General features: G+C 40.4%; 21 protein-coding genes. 19 read left to right on the top strand and 2 right to left on the bottom strand.

What is annotated here, in order from left to right; genetic code table 11:
* Positions 1 to 108: 108 nt before the first annotated feature.
* From NAF01_RS17705 to NAF01_RS17695, 3 genes are all read left to right on the top strand, one after another.
* Entirely contained in the window at positions 109 to 687 is a 579-nt protein-coding gene (locus NAF01_RS17705) for a genetic competence negative regulator (RefSeq protein WP_250800923.1), read from the top strand.
* 389 nt (positions 688 to 1,076) lie between these two features.
* On the top strand, positions 1,077 to 2,351 hold the full coding sequence (locus NAF01_RS17700) for a Glu/Leu/Phe/Val family dehydrogenase (RefSeq protein ID WP_048008147.1): 1,275 nt from the start codon (positions 1,077 to 1,079) through the stop codon (positions 2,349 to 2,351).
* A 115-nt stretch (positions 2,352 to 2,466) separates the two neighbouring features.
* Complete coding sequence (locus NAF01_RS17695; protein ID WP_206701302.1) at positions 2,467 to 3,447, top strand: YpdA family putative bacillithiol disulfide reductase; 981 nt, start codon at positions 2,467 to 2,469, stop codon at positions 3,445 to 3,447.
* A 22-nt stretch (positions 3,448 to 3,469) separates the two neighbouring features.
* Here NAF01_RS17695 and NAF01_RS17690 read toward each other — a convergent pair whose 3' ends face one another.
* On the bottom strand, positions 3,470 to 4,438 hold the full coding sequence (locus tag NAF01_RS17690; protein ID WP_250800921.1) for an asparaginase: 969 nt from the start codon (positions 4,436 to 4,438) through the stop codon (positions 3,470 to 3,472).
* Positions 4,439 to 4,570: 132 nt separating this feature from the next.
* On the opposite strand from NAF01_RS17690, the gene prsW reads away from it, so the two are divergent.
* From prsW to fni, 9 genes are all read left to right on the top strand, one after another.
* A complete protein-coding gene (gene prsW / locus NAF01_RS17685) occupies positions 4,571 to 5,260 on the top strand; it encodes a glutamic-type intramembrane protease PrsW (protein ID WP_048008150.1) in 690 nt (229 codons plus the stop codon).
* 118 nt (positions 5,261 to 5,378) lie between these two features.
* The gene (gene sleB / locus NAF01_RS17680; RefSeq protein WP_250800919.1) at positions 5,379 to 6,215 is read left to right on the top strand and encodes a spore cortex-lytic enzyme; all 837 of its coding nucleotides are present in this window, start codon (positions 5,379 to 5,381) and stop codon (positions 6,213 to 6,215) included.
* Between the two features lie 14 nt (positions 6,216 to 6,229).
* On the top strand, positions 6,230 to 7,579 hold the full coding sequence (gene ypeB, locus NAF01_RS17675; protein ID WP_250800917.1) for a germination protein YpeB: 1,350 nt from the start codon (positions 6,230 to 6,232) through the stop codon (positions 7,577 to 7,579).
* A gap of 409 nt (positions 7,580 to 7,988) precedes the next feature.
* Positions 7,989 to 8,648 (top strand): flagellar brake protein, encoded by a 660-nt coding sequence (locus NAF01_RS17670; RefSeq protein ID WP_048008154.1) that lies wholly within the window; start codon positions 7,989 to 7,991, stop codon positions 8,646 to 8,648.
* Positions 8,649 to 8,735: 87 nt separating this feature from the next.
* Positions 8,736 to 8,921 carry a YpfB family protein gene (locus tag NAF01_RS17665; RefSeq protein WP_386852051.1) on the top strand — a complete coding sequence of 62 codons (186 nt, stop codon included), beginning with the start codon at positions 8,736 to 8,738 and terminating at the stop codon, positions 8,919 to 8,921.
* A gap of 168 nt (positions 8,922 to 9,089) precedes the next feature.
* Positions 9,090 to 9,770: a (d)CMP kinase gene (gene cmk / locus NAF01_RS17660; protein WP_048008155.1), complete on the top strand. Its 681-nt coding sequence runs from the start codon at positions 9,090 to 9,092 to the stop codon at positions 9,768 to 9,770.
* A complete protein-coding gene (locus NAF01_RS17655) occupies positions 9,767 to 10,348 on the top strand; it encodes a lysophospholipid acyltransferase family protein (protein ID WP_048008156.1) in 582 nt (193 codons plus the stop codon). Before cmk ends, NAF01_RS17655 begins: the two co-directional genes overlap by 4 nt.
* 274 nt (positions 10,349 to 10,622) lie before the next feature.
* Complete coding sequence (gene rpsA / locus NAF01_RS17650) at positions 10,623 to 11,762, top strand: 30S ribosomal protein S1 (RefSeq protein ID WP_250800915.1); 1,140 nt, start codon at positions 10,623 to 10,625, stop codon at positions 11,760 to 11,762.
* Positions 11,763 to 11,774: 12 nt separating this feature from the next.
* The gene (gene fni, locus NAF01_RS17645) at positions 11,775 to 12,836 is read left to right on the top strand and encodes a type 2 isopentenyl-diphosphate Delta-isomerase (RefSeq protein WP_250800913.1); all 1,062 of its coding nucleotides are present in this window, start codon (positions 11,775 to 11,777) and stop codon (positions 12,834 to 12,836) included.
* A gap of 70 nt (positions 12,837 to 12,906) precedes the next feature.
* Here fni and NAF01_RS17640 read toward each other — a convergent pair whose 3' ends face one another.
* Positions 12,907 to 13,050 carry a YpzI family protein gene (locus NAF01_RS17640; RefSeq protein ID WP_082138921.1) on the bottom strand — a complete coding sequence of 48 codons (144 nt, stop codon included), beginning with the start codon at positions 13,048 to 13,050 and terminating at the stop codon, positions 12,907 to 12,909.
* A gap of 146 nt (positions 13,051 to 13,196) precedes the next feature.
* Between NAF01_RS17640 and NAF01_RS17635 the strand changes: the two genes are divergently transcribed.
* The 7 genes from NAF01_RS17635 to NAF01_RS17605 all read left to right on the top strand — a co-directional run bounded on the left by NAF01_RS17635 (position 13,197) and on the right by NAF01_RS17605 (position 18,772).
* Positions 13,197 to 13,805: a YphA family membrane protein gene (locus NAF01_RS17635; protein ID WP_163141827.1), complete on the top strand. Its 609-nt coding sequence runs from the start codon at positions 13,197 to 13,199 to the stop codon at positions 13,803 to 13,805.
* On the top strand, positions 13,802 to 14,689 hold the full coding sequence (locus tag NAF01_RS17630; RefSeq protein ID WP_048008160.1) for a YIEGIA family protein: 888 nt from the start codon (positions 13,802 to 13,804) through the stop codon (positions 14,687 to 14,689). Before NAF01_RS17635 ends, NAF01_RS17630 begins: the two co-directional genes overlap by 4 nt.
* Before the next feature lie 3 nt (positions 14,690 to 14,692).
* Complete coding sequence (locus tag NAF01_RS17625) at positions 14,693 to 14,878, top strand: capping complex subunit for YIEGIA (protein WP_048008161.1); 186 nt, start codon at positions 14,693 to 14,695, stop codon at positions 14,876 to 14,878.
* Between the two features lie 240 nt (positions 14,879 to 15,118).
* Positions 15,119 to 16,429, top strand: coding sequence for a ribosome biogenesis GTPase Der (gene der / locus NAF01_RS17620; protein ID WP_048008162.1), 1,311 nt, complete (start codon positions 15,119 to 15,121; stop codon positions 16,427 to 16,429).
* A 94-nt stretch (positions 16,430 to 16,523) separates the two neighbouring features.
* Positions 16,524 to 17,585, top strand: a complete 1,062-nt coding sequence (locus NAF01_RS17615) for an NAD(P)H-dependent glycerol-3-phosphate dehydrogenase (RefSeq protein WP_250800911.1) — start codon at positions 16,524 to 16,526, stop codon at positions 17,583 to 17,585.
* Between the two features lie 244 nt (positions 17,586 to 17,829).
* Entirely contained in the window at positions 17,830 to 18,033 is a 204-nt protein-coding gene (locus NAF01_RS17610; RefSeq protein ID WP_048008164.1) for a DUF2768 domain-containing protein, read from the top strand.
* Positions 18,034 to 18,058: 25 nt separating this feature from the next.
* A complete protein-coding gene (locus tag NAF01_RS17605; RefSeq protein ID WP_048008165.1) occupies positions 18,059 to 18,772 on the top strand; it encodes a hypothetical protein in 714 nt (237 codons plus the stop codon).
* The last annotated feature ends 161 nt before the right edge of the window (positions 18,773 to 18,933 follow it).

Below are 18,933 nucleotides of genomic sequence, written 5' to 3'. Positions count from 1 at the left end.
AATTGCCGGGTCTTTTCTTTTTTTAGTCACAGAAAAAAAGACGACTCACAAACTAAGCAATATATCATACACTAAACCAAAGAGTTGGTTCAGGTCAGGGGGCTTATCATGCGCTTAGAACGTTTGAATTATAATAAAATCAAAATCTTTCTCACTTTAGATGACTTGAATGATAGGGGACTGACTAAGGAAGATGTCTTGAAGGATTCATTAAAATGGCATCAGCTTTTTCATGAAATGCTGGAAGAAGCAAGTGAAGAATTCGGTGTAGACATTCACGGGTCAGTAGCAGTGGAAATATTCTCCATGCAGGCACAGGGAATGGTGATGATTGTTACGATGGAGGAGCAGATGGATGAAGAGCTCCTTGATGATGGTTTTATTGAAATGCAGGTAACTGTTGATGGCAGTGAAGATATATTATTCGAATTCCTGGATTTTGAACATGTAATTCAAATGGCAAAAAGTCTGAACAGCGTGCAGATTGAGGAAGGAAGCCTATACTTTTATAAAGAAAAATATTTTTATCATGCAGCAGATTTGGAGGGGGGAAATATTCACCGGGTAATTGCCATATTAGCTGAGTACGGTGATTCGGCTTTTACCAGCATTCACGTTATTCAGGAATATGGGAAAGTGCTGATCGAAGCCAATGCTGTAAAAAAGCTGGTGGAATATTTCTCATAATGTAAAGAGGGGATCCAACCTCTTTTTTTTATGCAGGTTACTCTTTTGCAATATGCATTCGCTGCATCCAGCAACGAATCTGGATTAATAGCTCATGAATTATATAAAAATTGGGTAAACCAAATATAGTCAAACAGCTGCAATAATATCATATATAAAGATGTTGCTTTACAAAAGGAAACAGGAGGTTTCTTTTGCCCTTCAGCGGGAAAAGGAGTACTGGGAGTAAACAGAAAATTCCCTTTAATACCAACGCTGACAGCGTTTTCACAAAAATATCAAAAAATGCGGAAAACCGCATGATTCTTCTTGCATAAATTAGGCAAAGGTGTATACTATTCCATGGAAGCGGACAACTAATGAAAGTGATTTTTCTAGGAGGTTTACAAATGGTAGCCGAGAAAGGTACTGATTCAAATAAAGCTGAAAAATTGGACGTTTTAAAGTCGACTCAAACGGTCATACATAAGGCTTTAGGGAAGCTGGGTTATTCCGATGAGGTGTATGAGCTTCTTAAAGAGCCAATTCGTATGATGACAGTGAAAATTCCTGTACGGATGGATGACGGAACAGTAAAAGTCTTTACTGGCTACCGGGCCCAGCATAATGATGCTGTTGGTCCTACTAAAGGCGGTATTCGTTTTCACCCGAATGTAACTGAAAAGGAAGTAAAAGCACTGTCGATTTGGATGAGCTTGAAATGCGGAATTGTAGATCTTCCATATGGCGGAGGTAAAGGCGGAATCGTTTGTGACCCGCGCGATATGTCCTTCGGTGAGTTAGAGCGGCTTAGCCGCGGATATGTTCGGGCAATCAGTCAAATTGTAGGTCCTACTAAGGATATTCCTGCGCCTGATGTATTTACCAACTCGCAGATCATGGCATGGATGATGGATGAATACAGCCGGATTGATGAATTTAATTCCCCAGGCTTTATTACCGGTAAACCACTTGTACTTGGGGGTTCACATGGACGGGAATCAGCAACAGCTAAAGGGGTTACAATTTGCATTCGGGAAGCTGCCAAGAAAAAAGGCATTAACCTTGAAGGTGCAAGAGTTGTTGTTCAGGGATTCGGAAACGCTGGAAGTTTCCTCTCAAAGTTTATGCATGATGCAGGTGCAAAGGTTGTTGGTATTTCAGATGCTTATGGCGGTTTATATGATCCAAACGGCCTTGATATTGATTACCTTTTGGATCGCCGTGACAGCTTTGGCACTGTGACAAAATTGTTTAATGATACAATTTCAAATAAAGAGCTGCTTGAACTTGATTGCGATATTCTGGTCCCGGCAGCCATAGAAAACCAGATAACAGAAGAAAATGCACATAACATAAGAGCTGGCATTGTAGTGGAGGCGGCTAACGGGCCAACTACTTTGGAAGCAACACAGATTCTGTCTGAGCGGGGAATCCTGCTTGTCCCTGATGTACTGGCTTCTGCCGGCGGTGTAACAGTATCCTATTTCGAATGGGTTCAAAATAACCAGGGATATTACTGGACTGAAGAAGAAGTAGAAGAAAAGCTTGAGAAAGTCATGGTTAAATCATTCGATAATATCTATCAGACATCCCAAACACGCCGTGTAGATATGCGTCTGGCTGCCTACATGGTAGGTGTCAGAAAAATGGCGGAAGCTTCAAGATTCCGTGGATGGATTTAACTGTAAATCTTCACATTTGAATAATCATAAAAAATCTCCTATCATAAACTGATGGGAGATTTTTTATAAACAGCAGCATGGAATACTTGTTTTTGGCATTTAAGGAGTGAGAATCTTGAATATAGACGCTATTATTGTTGGGGGAGGGCCCTGCGGACTGGCAGCTGCCATTGCCCTTCAGGAAGCTGGAAAAACCCCCCTTGTTATTGAAAAGGGCAATATCGTAAATGCAATATACAACTACCCGACACACCAGACTTTCTTCAGCACAAGTGAGAAGCTCGAAATCGGCGGGGTGCCCTTCATAACGGAAAATTACAAGCCTAAGAGAAACCAGGCGCTAACGTATTACCGGGAAGTGGTGAAAAGGAAAGGCATTAAGATCAATGCTTACGAAAAAGTTCTAAATGTAGTAAAAAATCATTCCGAAGCATTTGAAGTACAAACTGATAAGGGGGATTATACAGTCAATAACGTCATAATTGCTACAGGTTATTATGATAATCCCAATTACATGGAAGTTCCCGGTGAGGATCTTTCAAAGGTATTTCACTATTTCAAAGAAGCTCACCCATTTTTTGATAAAGACGTAGCAGTTATCGGAGGGAAGAACTCAAGCGTTGATGCCGCAATCGAACTGGTAAAAGCAGGAGCAAGAGTTACGGTGATCTATCGCGGAACAGAATATTCACCAAGCATAAAGCCCTGGATTCTGCCTGAGTTTGAGTCTTTAGTGAGAAATGGCGTCATTAAAATGGAGTTCAATGCACATGTGAAAGAAATTAGTGAAAATAAGCTATTATATACAGTGGATGGTAAAGCCTTTGACATTAAAAACGATTTTGTGTTTGCCATGACTGGCTATCATCCTGATCACGGATTTTTAAGAAATATGGGGATTCAAATTAATGATGAAACCGGGCGCCCTCAATTTAACCCTGAAACAATGGAAACGAATGTCCCTGGAATATTTATTGCAGGTGTGATAGCTGCCGGAAATAATGCCAACGAAATTTTTATTGAAAATGGAAGATTTCACGGCGGACAAATAGCAAAAGCAATAATTGAAAAAGAGAGCGGAAACAGAAAAGGCTGATCATTTCAGATCAGCCTTTTAATTATATTTGAAAAATCTCTTCGATATTTTGCTGTGTCTCCAGTCCAATTAACAGTTTAATTCTGGCTTTTTGTCCATTAAGCCCATTTGAAAATATTACCCCCATGTCCTTGAGATGTTTTCCGCCTCCGTCATAACCATAAACATCTTGAGCAATTCCATTGAAGCAGCGGGAAACCAATACAATCGGAATGTTTTTTTCTGTAAGGGCTTTAATGCCCTCAATTGTGGCTGGAGGCAGATTACCTTGTCCAAGTGCTTCGATAACAACACCATCGAAATCTAAATTCCCTATCGCATGAAGCAAAGAAGAATCCATTCCGGCGAAGGCTTTAATGAGTGTGACTTTTTTTACAACTGTATCCAAAGGGTAGTATTCTCTATTTGTCGGCGCGTTATGGAATAATACACCTCTCTTTGTGACTATTCCAATTGGCCCGTACTGAGGGCTCTGGAAAGTAGAGACATTACTCGTATGTGTTTTTGTAACATTTTCTGCTGTATGGATTTCATCATTCAAAACGACAAGGACTCCTTTGTCTTTTGCTTCTTCACAAGCAGCTACACGAATAGAAGAAATAAGGTTGTATAGTCCGTCTGAACCGATTTCATTACTCGATCTCATTGCACCTGTAACAACGATCGGAAGGGATGTTTTCACACTTAAGTCCAAAAAGTAGGCTGTCTCTTCTAATGTATCTGTTCCATGTGTGATCACTACGCCGCTAATCTCTTCCTTTGCAAGGCTGTTTTCAATGATTTCCTTTAATTTAAGCATTTCCTTTGGCGTAATATGCGGTGAAGGAAGGTGGAATGGCTCTTCAATCAGTAATTCTGCAAGGGACAGCAGTTCCTTTGTTTTTTCAGTTAATGGATTATTATCTGTTGGTTTTACGGCACCTGTTTCTGCATCCTCGCTCATTGAAATGGTACCCCCTGTGTGTATAACAAGTATCTTTTTTTTCACCATGTTAATCCCCCAATTTTCGCCTTGAAAAATAAATATGAACCGAAATATTTATTTTCCAATATTTGAATAATCATTTTAATTCTTACTATATCATGATACGATTAAGAAAACAGATTGAAAAGAGGACAGCTCATGCTGGGAATATTATCCGCTGGCATCGCGCCGGGACTGGCACTATTAAGTTATTTTTATTTAAAAGATCAATATGAGTCAGAACCTATCTCAATGGTTTTTAAAACTTTTTTATTTGGTGCTTTGCTTGTGTTCCCTATCATGTTCATCCAATATGTTTTAGAAACTGAAGGGGTGCTGCAGTCCAGTTTAGCGGATGCATTTCTATCATCAAGCATGCTGGAAGAGTTCTTTAAATGGTTTATATTATTCTATACTATTTATCAGCATATAACCTTTGATGAACCATATGATGGAATTGTGTATGGTGCCTCGGTATCACTCGGCTTTGCTACGGCAGAAAATATCTTCTATCTCATCGGGCTAGGTGTGGAACACGCACTTGGGAGGGCCTTGCTCCCGGTTTCCAGTCATGCTCTCTTCGGTGTTATCATGGGCTATTATATAGGAAAAGGAAAATTCTCGGCAACATCTACAAAAAAATGGATAGCCTTTTCACTTCTTATACCTTTTCTCCTTCACGGTATTTACGACTATATCCTTATTTCCCTTAAGCATTGGATTTTTATCATGTTTCCATTTATGATCTTCCTTTGGTGGCTGGGCTTAAGAAAAGTTAAAAAAGCAAGGGCTCATAGCGTAAAGCATGTGAATAATCAAATTGATATACAGAAAACTCTCCATTCCTGATGGAGGGTTTTTTATTTGCCGGCAGCCTTAATAAATGATTCAAGTTATTGAATAAAAAGCCAGAGACTACAAAAAATAGGATCAATGATAAAAGATTGACTTTTGGAGGTTATAATCCATGAAAAAGAAATTTATGGCAGGAAAGGTGTTAATCATAATCTCCCTTTGTGTTCTGGGAATTCCATTGAGCGGGAATATGGAAAAAGCCAATGCCTTTTCAAATCAGGTGATTCAGCACGGGGCTGTAGGTAACGATGTAATAGAACTTCAATCCCGTCTGCAGTATTTAGGCTTTTACAACGGGAAGATCGATGGAGTCTTTGGGTGGGGAACCTATTGGGCACTTAGGAACTTCCAATATGAATTTGGACTTCCCATTGACGGGCTTGCCGGCCAGGAAACAAAAAACAAGCTCGTGAAAGCATCTAAATATAATGAACAATATGTGAAAGAACAAATCAATAAGGGCAATAAATTTACCCATTATGGCGGGGTGGAAACTGAAAAGCAGACTAAGCCTCAGCAAGGGTCAACGGGGGGAACAGCACAGCAGCAGGAAGCTCCCAAACAGCCCACTGCTTCAAATGTCCCTAATGGATTCTCGGAAAATGATATTCAGCTAATGGCCAATGCAGTCTATGGAGAGTCAAGAGGGGAACCGTATACAGGCCAGGTGGCAGTTGCTGCAGTTATCTTAAACCGTGTAAACAGTGCTTCATTCCCAAACACTGTTTCTGGTGTCATTTTTGAGCCTCGTGCTTTTACTGCCGTTGCCGATGGACAGATATGGCTAACGCCGAATGATACGGCAAAAAAAGCAGTACTGGATGCGATTAATGGATGGGATCCGACAGGAGAGGCGCTGTATTATTTTAATCCGGATACCGCTACAAGCGGATGGATTTGGACACGGCCGCAAATCAAGCGGATTGGAAAACATATATTCTGTAAATAGAGGGGTGAATAATCATGCTTAGAGGAATTCTTATTGGAGTACTTGCGCTGGGTGTTGCCGGTACAGCGTTTTGGGGTTATCAGGAACACCGGGAGAAAAATGCAATCCTCATTAATGCTGAAAATAATTATCAAAGAGCATTTCATGATTTAACTTATCAAGTCGACCTATTGCATGACAAAATCGGAACAACTTTAGCGATGAATTCGAGAACTTCGCTATCACCTGAATTGGCAGAAGTATGGAGATTGACTTCAGAAGCCCACTCGGATGTGGGCCAGCTGCCTCTAACACTTCTTCCTTTCAATAAAACCGAAGAATTTCTATCCAATATTGGAGATTTCAGTTATCGGACAGCAGTAAGAGATTTAGAGAAGGAGCCATTATCTGAGAAGGAATACCAAACGCTCAAACAGCTTTATAAGCAATCTGCGGATGTTCAGCAGGATTTACGTAAAGTACAGCATATGGTTCTTGAAAAGAACTTAAGATGGATGGATGTCGAAATGGCTCTCGCGTCCAATAAAGAACCTGCAGATAATACAATCATAGACGGCTTTAAGACAGTGGAAAAAACAGTTGAAGGCTATGGAGAGACAGACTTTGGGCCTGCATTTGTAAATATGCAGAAAAAAGATGAAAACTACAAATATCTGAATGGCAAAGAAATAACAGAAAAAGAAGCTGCACGTATTGGCCAGCGTTATGCAGGTTTGGGAAAGAATGTGAATATCAGAGTAACGGAAAACGGCAAGGGATCTGATTACGGGTTTTTCAGTGTGAGTATCCTAAACGAGAAAACAAATGAAGAAGCAAACATGGATATTACCAAAAAAGGCGGCTATCCAATCTGGTTTATCCTCGACCGGAAAGTGGCGAAACAAAAAGTAAGTCTTAATGAGGCAAGCAATAATGCAGTTAAATTTCTTAAGGACAATGGCTTTAAAGACCTGGATTTATTCGAGAGTGCCCAATATGACAATTTAGGGGTATTCACCTTCGTGTCGAACCAGGATGGTGTAAGAATTTATCCGGACTCCATCCGTGTAAAAATTGCGCTTGACAATGGCAGGATGACTGCTTTTTCTGCCGAAGATTATTTAAAATCTCATCACCAGCGAGAAATCCCTGAGCCTGCGATTACTTCAGAAGAGGCAAGATCCAAGGTGAATCCGCAGCTGAAGGTCATGGAAGACAGGCGTGCAATAATCATTAACGATTTGAATCATGAAGTTTCCTGTTATGAATTTATGGGCACATTGGGTGAAGATACTTACAGGATTTATATAAATGCAGAAACTGGACAGGAAGAAAAAGTAGAAAAGCTTAAGAATGCAGAACCAATATTTGAAGATGTAGTGTAAAGAAAGCCGGATAGGCTTTCTTTTTTTTGTTTGGCTATTTTCGAAGGTTTGTTGCTTTTTATATATTATTCACTGATTTGATTGGAGCGGAAGGTGCGAGATCCTCGAAAATGCATTCGCATTTTCTTCGTGCGGTGTTTAACCAATGAAGCTTATTCAATGTCCTGCGGGAGTAGCGGGACAGGTGAGACCCCGCAGACGCAGAGCGTCGAGGAGGCTCACCGCCCGCCCCGCGGTTCGCTGAGCAGCCTGGAGCGGAAATCAACGGACAGCACTAAAGAACAGCAATTTATTCAGAATGTTTGGGTCTTTTTACCTAAAGAAAATCAAAATGTTATTGCAGGATTCTTATATAGCGTTCATAATTAAATGACAAGAATATCCTTTTATTATGGGGAAGTGTGGAAGTATGATAAATATTGGTGAAGCATTGATGCTCGAATTGACGTACTCTGAAAAACCTGAGAAGTATAAATGCAAGCTTGCCGAAAGAGAAGGAAATAACTTATATATTGATTATCCAATAAATCAGGAAACGAATAAAACTGCATTTCTGGTTGATGGTACACAGCTGAAGGCTACCTTTTTGGCTGATGATGGAACGGTATACCTTTTCGAAAGCGAGGTTCTTGGAAGAGTTAAGCAAAAAATCCCGATGATGATTTTATCATATCCCGGGGATGAACATTTAGTGAAAATTCAAAGACGGCAGTTTGTCCGGGTAGAAACTCCTGTTGATGTTGCAATCCATGCGGAAAATAATGAGTTCTCTCCTTTTGTGTCCGTTACGGATGATATTAGTGCAGGCGGGGCTGCGATCATTGCTAAGATGGACAGTTCCTTAAAAGCCAATATGCAAATATTTACTTATTTCGTATTAGCCATGCAAAACGGTGTCAATTATTATTTGAAGCTTAAAAGTAAGGTAATAAGAGTCTCTGAACCCCGAAATGGTAAATCGCTTATTTCTGTTCAGTTTATGGAGGTAAGCCCGCAGGACAGGCAATTGCTTCTGCGCTTTTGTTTCGAAAGGCAATTGGCCATGAAGAAAAAAGGCCTGGAAATATGAATAAAGGAATAATTTTTATATTCATCTCTCATAATAGATGGTGAAGTCTATTGACTTGATTTTATATTTCCGGTTGGAGAGATGGCAATGATGAAAACAGTGGAGAGGATTATTCTTAAATTAATAATAGTGCAATTTGTTTTCCTGCTGATCACTCAATTTTTTTTTCATCATATGGATGCTTTTCCCGAATTAAAGCAGCTGACACAGTATGAAGGTGTCACAGATCAGAATTTTACTGAGCTGCTTGAAACTTTCAGGAAAAATAATTAGCAGGCAGGCGCCTGCTTATTTTTTGTGGTGAGATTTTTTTGAGACTGCTTTTGAAAATTTGTAAGACTTAAAATACAGCTTATTTATGCACTGAAGCAGACTTATTATGTTAAAATAAAAGCGGAATGAACCTGGGGAAAAAGCGGCCAGGGTTACACAGGAGGAACTATGAGTAAACGTATATCAATCGCAATTGACGGCCCAGCTGCTGCAGGGAAAAGTACAGTAGCAAAGATCGTGGCGGAGAAATTATCTTACATATATATTGATACTGGTGCCATGTATCGAGCCTTGACTTATAAAGCAATTCAGAAAAATGCAAACCTCGAAGATGAAGCCTCTCTTATGGAGATTTTAAACAATACAGTTATTGAACTGCAGCCAGGCGAAAAAGGGCAATTAATTCATCTTGACGGCCAGGATGTGACAAATGAAATCAGGACTTCCGAAGTGACAAATTCTGTTTCCGTTGTCTCCATGCATAGGCTGGTTAGGGAAGAAATGGTTTCGCGCCAGCAAAGCTTTGCTTTAAATGGAGGAGTGGTAATGGATGGCAGGGATATCGGAACCCATGTCCTGCCCCAAGCAGAAGTAAAGATTTTTCTTTTAGCCTCTGTCGATGAAAGAGCTGTAAGGCGACATAACGAAAATATCCAGAAGGGATATCCATCTGATCTTGAAAAGCTGAAGGAAGAAATTTCTTTAAGGGACAAATTGGACTCTGAACGTGAAGTAGCTCCATTAAAGAAAGCAGATGATGCAAAAGAGATTGATACAACTTCTTTGTCAATTGGACAGGTAGTCGATAAGATAATGGATCTGGCTATTGAAAGGATTGGTTCAAAGTGAATCTCTATTCTTTTGCCAAAGCAGCAGTTTATGGAGTCCTAAAACCCATTTACAGATTTGAAGTGTTCGGAAAGGAGAACTTTCCGAAAGAAGGCGGAGTTCTTCTTTGCTCTAATCATATAGATAATCTTGATCCTCCGGTAGTCGGCATTAATGCTCCAAGGCCAGTTTATTTTATGGCCAAAGAAGAGCTTTTTAATGTACCGGTTCTGGGGAAAATTCTTCCCGATCTAAACGCTTTTCCTGTCAAAAGAGGAATGAGTGACAGGGAAGCATTAAGAAAAGGGCTTGGAATCTTAAAAGAAGGAAATGTTTTAGGGCTTTTTCCAGAGGGTACTAGAAGTAAAACGGGGCAGCTGGGGAAAGGACTGGCGGGTGCAGGCTTTTTTGCTCTCAGGTCAGAAGCGCATGTCGTTCCCTGCGCCATCATTGGCCCCTATAAAGCTTTTTCAAAATTAAAAGTTGTTTATGGAAAACCAATTGATATGAAAGAGCTAAGAGAAAGAAAGGCTTCGGCAGAGGAAACCACCGAATTGATTATGTCAGAAATACGTAAATTAATTGAAGATTACTCATAGACCTTCTTGCTTGACAAAAAACTTCTTTTGTAAGAAGTTAGTAAAAAGGCATTTTTTAAAAAGGCGAAAATATTCGAAAAATTAGGCTGTCCTTTACTGAACAATTTTTATATGAGGGCAGAAAGAGACATTCAACAACAGTTGAAAAAAAGCCTGCAAAATAAATAGCCATTCGAGTATTTCTGCTGCTGACACAGGGTTCTTGCCTGGATGGCAGGCAGTTGAATACAGATTAAAAATTTGAAAGCAGCCATTGGATTAAGGAGGAATACATATGTCAGAGGAAATGAATCAAGTAGAAGTTAAGAATTTTGAGGTGGGTGACAAGGTGAAAGGCCAAGTTACCAAGGTTGAAGAAAAGCAAGTCATTGTTGATCTTGCTGACAGCAAACTGGACGGGATTATCCCAATCAGCGAGCTTTCAAGCCTGCACATTGAAAAAGCTGGGGATGCGGTATCAGAAGGAGATCAACTCGAGCTTGAGGTTTTAAAAGTCGAGGAAGATGCTCTTATTCTTTCAAAGCGTAAAGTTGATGCCAGTAAGTCATGGGAAGCTCTCGAAAAGAAATTCAATGAGGGTGAAGTTTTTGAAGCAGAAATAAAAGATGTAGTTAAAGGCGGATTAGTAGTAGACCTGGGTGTCCGCGGATTTGTTCCTGCTTCCCTGGTTGAAGCTCATTTTGTTGAAGATTTTACTGATTATAAAGGCAAAACGATGACATTTAAAATTGTTGAGCTTGATAAAGATAAAAATCGTCTGATTCTTTCTCATCGTGCTGTAATAGAGGAAGAAAAAGGCAAGCAGAAACATCAAGTGCTGGAGTCCCTTCAGGCAGGCCAGGTCCTGGATGGAACAGTTCAAAGAATTACTGACTTTGGAGCATTTGTTGATATCGGCGGAATAGATGGACTTGTTCATATTTCCCAGCTTTCCTATGAGCATGTGGAAAAGCCTTCAGATGTTGTCGAGGAAGGCCAAAAAGTGAAAGTGAAAGTATTAAGCGTTGACCGCGACAATGAACGCATTTCACTATCCATTAAGGAGACTCTGCCTGGACCATGGGATAATATCAGCGAGAAGGCTCCTAAAGGCAGCACACTTGATGGAACAGTAAGAAGGCTTGTTTCATACGGAGCATTTGTTGAAGTTTTCCCGGGTGTTGAAGGACTTGTCCATATTTCTCAAATTGCTCATAAGCACATCGGAACTCCACATGAAGTTCTAAGCGAAGGACAGGAAGTGAAAGTGAAGGTTCTTGATGTGAACGAACAGGATCAGCGTTTGTCATTGAGCATCAAAGATCTTCTTGAAAAAGAGCAGGAAGAAGTGACTGACTATGAACTTCCTGAAGAAACAAAAGGCTTCTCGCTTGGTGATATGATTGGCGACCAGCTAAAGAATTTAAAAAAGTAATGGTGATAAATTGTGTCCAGATCAAAACGTAAATGGGATCATATACAGCATGCTTTAGCAACAGGCCAGAGCAGCAATACCGGTTTAGCGGATGTTGCTTTTGTACATCAAAGCCTTCCTGATGCGTTTCTTGATCAGGCAGATTTAGGCACTTCAATTGGCGAACTTTCATTAAGTTCGCCAATTTTTATAAATGCCATGACAGGAGGCGGAGGAGAAAGAACGGTTCAAATTAACCGTGATCTCGCCTTGGCTGCCAAATCAACAGGCCTTGCTATGGCAGTAGGGTCTCAGATGTCTGCACTTAAGGATCCAAGTGAAGCAGAATCCTACAGGGTTGTCAGACGAGAAAACCCCCGAGGGATTATTTTTGGCAACTTAGGAAGTGAAGCTACAATCGATCAGGCAAAAGCAGCAGTTGATATGATTGAAGCAGATGCACTGCAAATTCATTTAAATGCTGTACAGGAATTGACCATGCCGGAAGGGGACCGTGATTTTCGCGGTGCATTAAAGAGAATTGAAAATATCGTCGCCCATTCCGAAGTCCCAGTAGTAGTAAAAGAAGTAGGGTTTGGCATAAATAAAGAAGCAGCTTCAATGCTTGCATCTGTCGGTGTTACAGCCATTGATATCGGCGGATTTGGAGGAACAAATTTCTCCCGTATTGAAAATGCAAGAAGAGATAGACTGTTAACGTTTTTCGATGAATGGGGAATACCGACAGCTGTCTCCATCGCAGAAGCTGCATCTTTAAAAGCAGGCGTTGCTGTCATTGCTTCCGGGGGAATTCAGACAAGTCATGATATAGCAAAGGCAGTTGCGCTTGGTGCAGGAGCTGCCGGGATGGCGGGATTCTTTTTAAAGGTTCTGATGAAAGAAGGACTTGAGGCACTTATCGAAGAGATTAACAGTATTCATTCTGAATTGAAGATAATCATGACTGCCTTGGGGGCAAAAAACATAGCGGAACTCCAGCAGTCTCCGATTATCATATCTGGAAGAACCCACCATTGGCTGAATGAACGTGGAATTGATACAAAAGCATATTCCAGACGGACCACCCAAAAATAGCTCTCGTCATTTGACGAGAGCTATTTTTTTCATTATGGCTGCAGTGCATAGCAAGGCGCAGCAGCTTTTCTTAACTGTATTTCGAATCATTCAGAGATCTGGCTTCTTCGGGACTCTGCATCTTGGAAGCTCCAGGATAATGAAGTGCCTGGTCGCGATCGGACTCCACTTTTCCGCTATTCTTCAGCTTTTTTTCCTGTCTGTCTTTGCCCATATTTAACACCTCCATGTTATTAAGATGAAGTGAGCGGAAGAGAATTATGCAAAAAAGGCAACTGGGATTCCATAGACGCAGCTTTTGAACTTACAGGGTTAATTTACATACGAAGTAGCCATAATGGAAATGATAGGAGGTAGAGGATGGAAGGGTTAATTTTTTATTGGATTTCCTGGATGGTTTGGATTATGGCGACTTTTTTTATGGCTCGAACTAATAAATACAGGTTTTTATTGTCTGCCTGGATCTTATGCTTAGTGATCATGTCACCCCTGACAGTTAATATCCTTAATTTTGAAATTGGTATTGCTGTACTTTTTCTGCTTGCATCACTATATGTTTTTGCCGGGAGACTAAAAAAACTGAGCAGACTTTATTTCCTTTTTTGCACATTCATCCTGATGATGGCCTATGTCACTTTTCACCTTTTTGAACTGTTTGATCCTGTTTGGGTGATTTTCTCCCGGGAATGGATGCTTTCAGTCCTTATGGTTTATATGGCTGTACTCCTGCAAAAAAACAGAATGCTCAGGCTGCCGTTAATATTGCTCGGAGGCATTCAGGGAGAATTTTTGTATGCATTTATCCTTAAATCATTTTCCTTTCCGTATACGATTGGATCATTGGCCTTTTTGGATATCATGGCCATTTCAATTTCCATATCTTCTTTATGGATTGCAGTGCATTGGACGGTCAAATATATTGAAGCGAACTTTAAACATTTTGAAAGGGAGAAACAAAAATTATCATGAGTGAATACACGTACCCGATCCTTTTTGGTCTGGCAACAGGAACCTTGACCCGTATTTATATGCTTCGGACCGATTACCGGCAATATCCTACATATTTGCATGGGAAAATTATACACGTTGCACTGGGATTCATTGCTGCAGGCCTGGGAACGGTAGCAATTCCTTCAATTATGGAGGAAGACTTCACAGCCATCACCTTTCTGACTCTTGCAGCATCCCAGTTTAGAGAAGTCAGAAATATGGAGAGAAACACACTTACTGAGCTGGACAGCTATGAAATGGTTCCAAGAGGCAAAACATATATAGAAGGTGTAGCAATAGCCTTTGAAAGCAGGAATTATCTTGTAATCTTCACATCATTGCTTAGTACTCTAGGCTATCTGCTGTTTAATATATGGGGAGGACTTGCGGCAGCGGTTCTAGCCTTACTGATTTCCACGAAATTAATGTCGGGTGGCAGGCTGAAGGATATTGTTGATGTTGAGTTTGTGGAACCGCGTTTTGATGGAGCAGGCTTGTATGTGGACAATATTTACATTATGAATATTGGCTTGCCTGAAAGGCAAGCAGAAGTGCTCCGATATGGCATGGGGTTTATTTTAAATCCAAAAAATTTCAATGCCCGATCCACTATTGCTAATCTGGGACAGAGGCAGGCTATATTGCATGATGTTTCTACAGCTTTGGGTGTTTACCGGGATTCCGGGACTCCTGCGCTTGTTCCTCTGGCGAAAAGGGATCTGGATGATGGGCGTGTAGGGGTATTTGTCTTGCCCCAGGAAAAGGATATTAATAAAGCCCTAAAAGTCATCGAAGCAGTCCCAACACTCGAAAATGCGATTAGGATGCCTACTGAACGGCAAACGAACGGGAAAGGAAGTTAGTGTATGGTGCTTGAAAAATACATACTTGCTGCAATTACAACAAATCCATCCAAAATACCTTCAGGAACAGCCGTTTTTCATTGTGAAGATAAAAAAGAAATGGAAATCATCGCAGCCAATCTTGAAGCAATTCTAGACGGAATTGCCCATGCCTTAACAGAAGAACTATATGTAATTGTTAAGCATTAAGGGAGGTTTCCAAGTTTTTCATTGCCGTGAAGGTTTCTCTTTGTTAAAATATCTAAGTTAGACCCTTCTATCTTTGAGAAGGGTTTATTTTATAAATGTAAAGCGTTTTGGATGGTTTTAACATCAATGTAGTGTTATTGTGGACAGCCATCTGTATGCTTACTTTAAGTAAAAGTCATTTATGGATCATAGACGCAAAGTTTAACAATTTAAGAATAAAGAATCGAAAGGGTGATGTTCATGGCAAAACCAGTTTTGGCTATTGTCGGGCGTCCTAACGTTGGAAAATCAACGATATTTAACAGAATTGTAGGAGAACGGATATCAATTGTCGAAGATATTCCGGGAGTGACCAGGGACAGAATTTATAGTTCTGCAGAATGGCTGACTCATGATTTTAATATTATTGATACAGGCGGAATTGATATTGGGGACGAGCCATTTTTAGAGCAAATTCGTCTTCAGGCAGAAATTGCGATAGATGAAGCAGATGTCATTGTCTTTCTTGTGAACGGAAGAGAGGGTGTCACAAGCGCAGATGAGGAAGTTGCGAAAATTTTATATAAAGCCAAAAAGCCTGTAGTTCTGGGTGTGAATAAAATCGATAACCCTGAGATGCGGGATTTGATTTATGACTTTTATGCACTTGGCTTTGGTGAGCCGTTTCCGATTTCAGGTTCCCATGGTCTTGGTCTTGGAGACTTGCTTGATGAAGCTGCTAAGCATTTCCCAAAACATGGCCAAAGTGAATATGGAGAAGATGTCATTAAGTTTTCATTAATTGGCCGCCCGAATGTCGGGAAATCCTCCCTTGTAAATGCAATGCTTGGCGAAGAACGGGTCATTGTCAGCAATATTGCAGGCACCACAAGAGATGCAATCGACTCGAAGGTAAAAGTGGATGGACAGGAATATGTCATCATTGATACTGCGGGTATGCGAAAAAAAGGGAAAGTATATGAAACAACAGAAAAATATAGTGTACTAAGAGCTTTGAGGGCAATTGAACGTTCCGATGTTGTCCTGGTGGTCATTGATGGGGAAGAAGGAATCATTGAACAGGACAAGCGCATAGCCGGTTATGCTCATGAAGCAGGCAGAGCTGTTGTTATCGTTGTCAATAAGTGGGATGCTGTTGAAAAAGATGAGAAAACAATGAAGGCATTTGAACAAAATATCCGTGAGCATTTTCAATTCCTGGATTATGCACCTGTTGTTTTCCTTTCTGCCAAAACTAAAAAGCGTATTCATACACTTATTCCAATGATTAACACAGCCAGTGAAAATCATTCTTTGCGTGTTGAAACAAGCGTCTTGAATGATGTTGTCATGGATGCTGTTGCAATGAATCCTACGCCAACAGATAAAGGAAGACGCCTCAGAATTTATTACACCACACAGGTTGCTGTGAAGCCGCCGACATTTGTTGTGTTTGTCAATGATCCTGAACTTCTTCATTTTTCATATGAACGGTTCCTGGAAAACCGAATCAGGGACGCTTTTGGTTTTGAAGGCACACCTATTAAGATTTTTGCAAGGGAAAGAAAATAATGCGATGACTCCGGTCGGATAGCTTTATAATGTGTCTGGCTGCAGAATCGGATGAATTTTTGATGCATCAAATACATTAAAAGGCAGTGATCAAATGGAGCGAAAAAAAGAAAGCGTTGCTGTAGCTGGTGCCGGCAGCTGGGGTACTGCCCTGGCGATGGTGCTTGCAGATAATGGGCATGATGTCAGACTGTGGGGCCATAATCCTGTTCAGATAGAGGAAATTAATAAGCACCATACTAATCAAAAATATTTATCAGGGATACAGCTGCCTGCAGAAATAAAAGGATATACATCACTTGAAGAGGCTTTAACCGGAACAGACACGCTGATTTTGGCAGTTCCGACAAAGGCCATTCGTGAAGTAGTGGGGAAGATCAAGGGAATTAGAAGAGAGCCCCTAACCATTGTACATGTAAGTAAAGGAATTGAACCTGATTCACTTCTCAGGATATCTGAAATGATTGAAGAGGAAATGCACGGAGACCTTCTGGACAGTGTAGTTGTGCTATCAGGCCCAAGCCATGCAGAAGAAGTTAGTCTCAGACATCCGACAACTGTTACGGTATCATCAAAAAATATGGACGCTGCCGAAAAAATTCAGGATTTGTTTATCAATAACAACTTCAGAGTATATACCAACCCTGATATCATTGGAGTGGAAATTGGCGGTGCTTTGAAAAATATCATTGCCCTTGCTGCCGGAATTACAGATGGCTTAGGTTATGGAGACAATGCAAAGGCAGCTCTGATAACGAGAGGTCTTGCTGAAATTGCCCGTCTCGGGATGAAGATGGGGGCAAGTCCGCTTACTTTCTCCGGATTAGCGGGTATCGGGGATTTGATCGTTACATGTACTTCCGTCCATTCACGCAATTGGAGAGCAGGTAACCTTCTTGGAAAGGGACATAATCTGCAGGAAGTTCTGGATAATATGGGCATGGTCGTAGAGGGTGTCAGAACAACAAAAGCGGCGCATCAGCTTGCTCAAAAATATGACGTCAAAATGCCTATTACCACTGTTCTGTATGATGTCCTTTTTAATAATGTTAATGCGAAGGATGCTGTTGATCTTCTGATGGCAAGAGGGAAAACACATGAGATGGAAGATCTTGCGAACGTTTTGGAAGATCAAAGCGGGAATAAAAAAATCTAATATCTATATAAATTTAAAAATATAGGCATTAGATGATGCGAGACAGCAGGTTCCTGCATACAATGCAACGAAGCAAACTAGTGTAATGAACAGGGTGCTGGGTTATTTAGTCAAATGGCTGAGGTAAAGAATTGCCCCTTCTTTGCCTCAGTTTTTTTTGTCTTCATTTTTTTCGTGATGAAAAGTTTTTAGATTTATCCATTTAATATGGTATAATACATTTCGGAAAAGGGAGTTGATTTGTATGTCGCCGGCTTTAATGAAAATGTGGATTTCCCTTGCTTCTATGGGATTCATGTTTTTATCTATAATATTGATTTATCTTAGCCGATACAAGCTGAAAGCTGGAGTTTTTAAGTTTATAACAGCTATCGTTGCCTACTTTTTAATGATAATAAGCGGAATTATTATAGTGATTGTCGTGTTCAGCGGTCCGACAAGCAGCTAGCACTTTTACATAAAGGGTTGATTACATGAAAAAAGCTTTTAACATGTTTTTGCTTTTACTAAGCTTTGCTTTGATTCTGACAGGCTGTATGTACCCTGAAGAGAAATTATCTCAAAACCAGATAGCCTATAAGGATCAGATTCAGTCAGTACAGTCTGCAGTGGATCAATATAGGGAAGCGAATGGAGGTCTCCTTCCAATTAAAACCAAGGGCCAGACAACCCCTATCTATCAAAAGTATCCAATTGACTTCAAAAAAATTGCTCCTGAATACATGGCAGAACCGCCTGGAAATGCCTTTGAATCCGGCGGAGTTTTTCAATATGTGATTGTTGACGCAGAAACAGATCCAAAAGTGAAAATTTTTGATTTGAGAATTGCTGAAACAATCCGGGATATTAACCTGAGGGTTAAGGCACATGGATTCCCGCCATATAAAGAGCAAATTGCTGAAAATGTTTATACAATGGATTTTAACAAATTAGGATTTAAGGAAGAGCCAAAAGCCCTCAGTCCTTATAGCGGCCAGAGCCTTCCATATGTCGTAACCGGCAATGCTGAGGTATATGTAGATTATCGGGTTGATTTGTATAAGGCATTGGAGAATAAGAAGAATAAACCTGAACCTGGAAAGGATATTAGAAATCTTCTTGTGGAGGATTCTGATTTTGTTCCCGCCTATTCACTGCCTTATACAATTGAGCCCGGCACAAATGATCCAATCTTTTTGGTGAAATAGTCATAACCCTTCTCCTGCAAAATATATTGTAGGAGAAGGGTTATTTTTTTATTTATTTTTATAACCACTCTTCAACTAATGACTAAAAGCATAAAGGCAAAGAAATAAAGGAGCAGGGGAGTTTGAAAATAAAAAGGAAATTTGGAATGGCCTGCTGTCCA

The organism is Cytobacillus firmus (assembly GCF_023657595.1).
Lineage (GTDB): Bacteria > Bacillota > Bacilli > Bacillales > Cytobacillaceae > Cytobacillus > Cytobacillus firmus_B.
The sequence above is the reverse complement of the archived record's forward strand: the minus strand, read 5'-3'. Positions and strand labels throughout refer to the sequence as shown.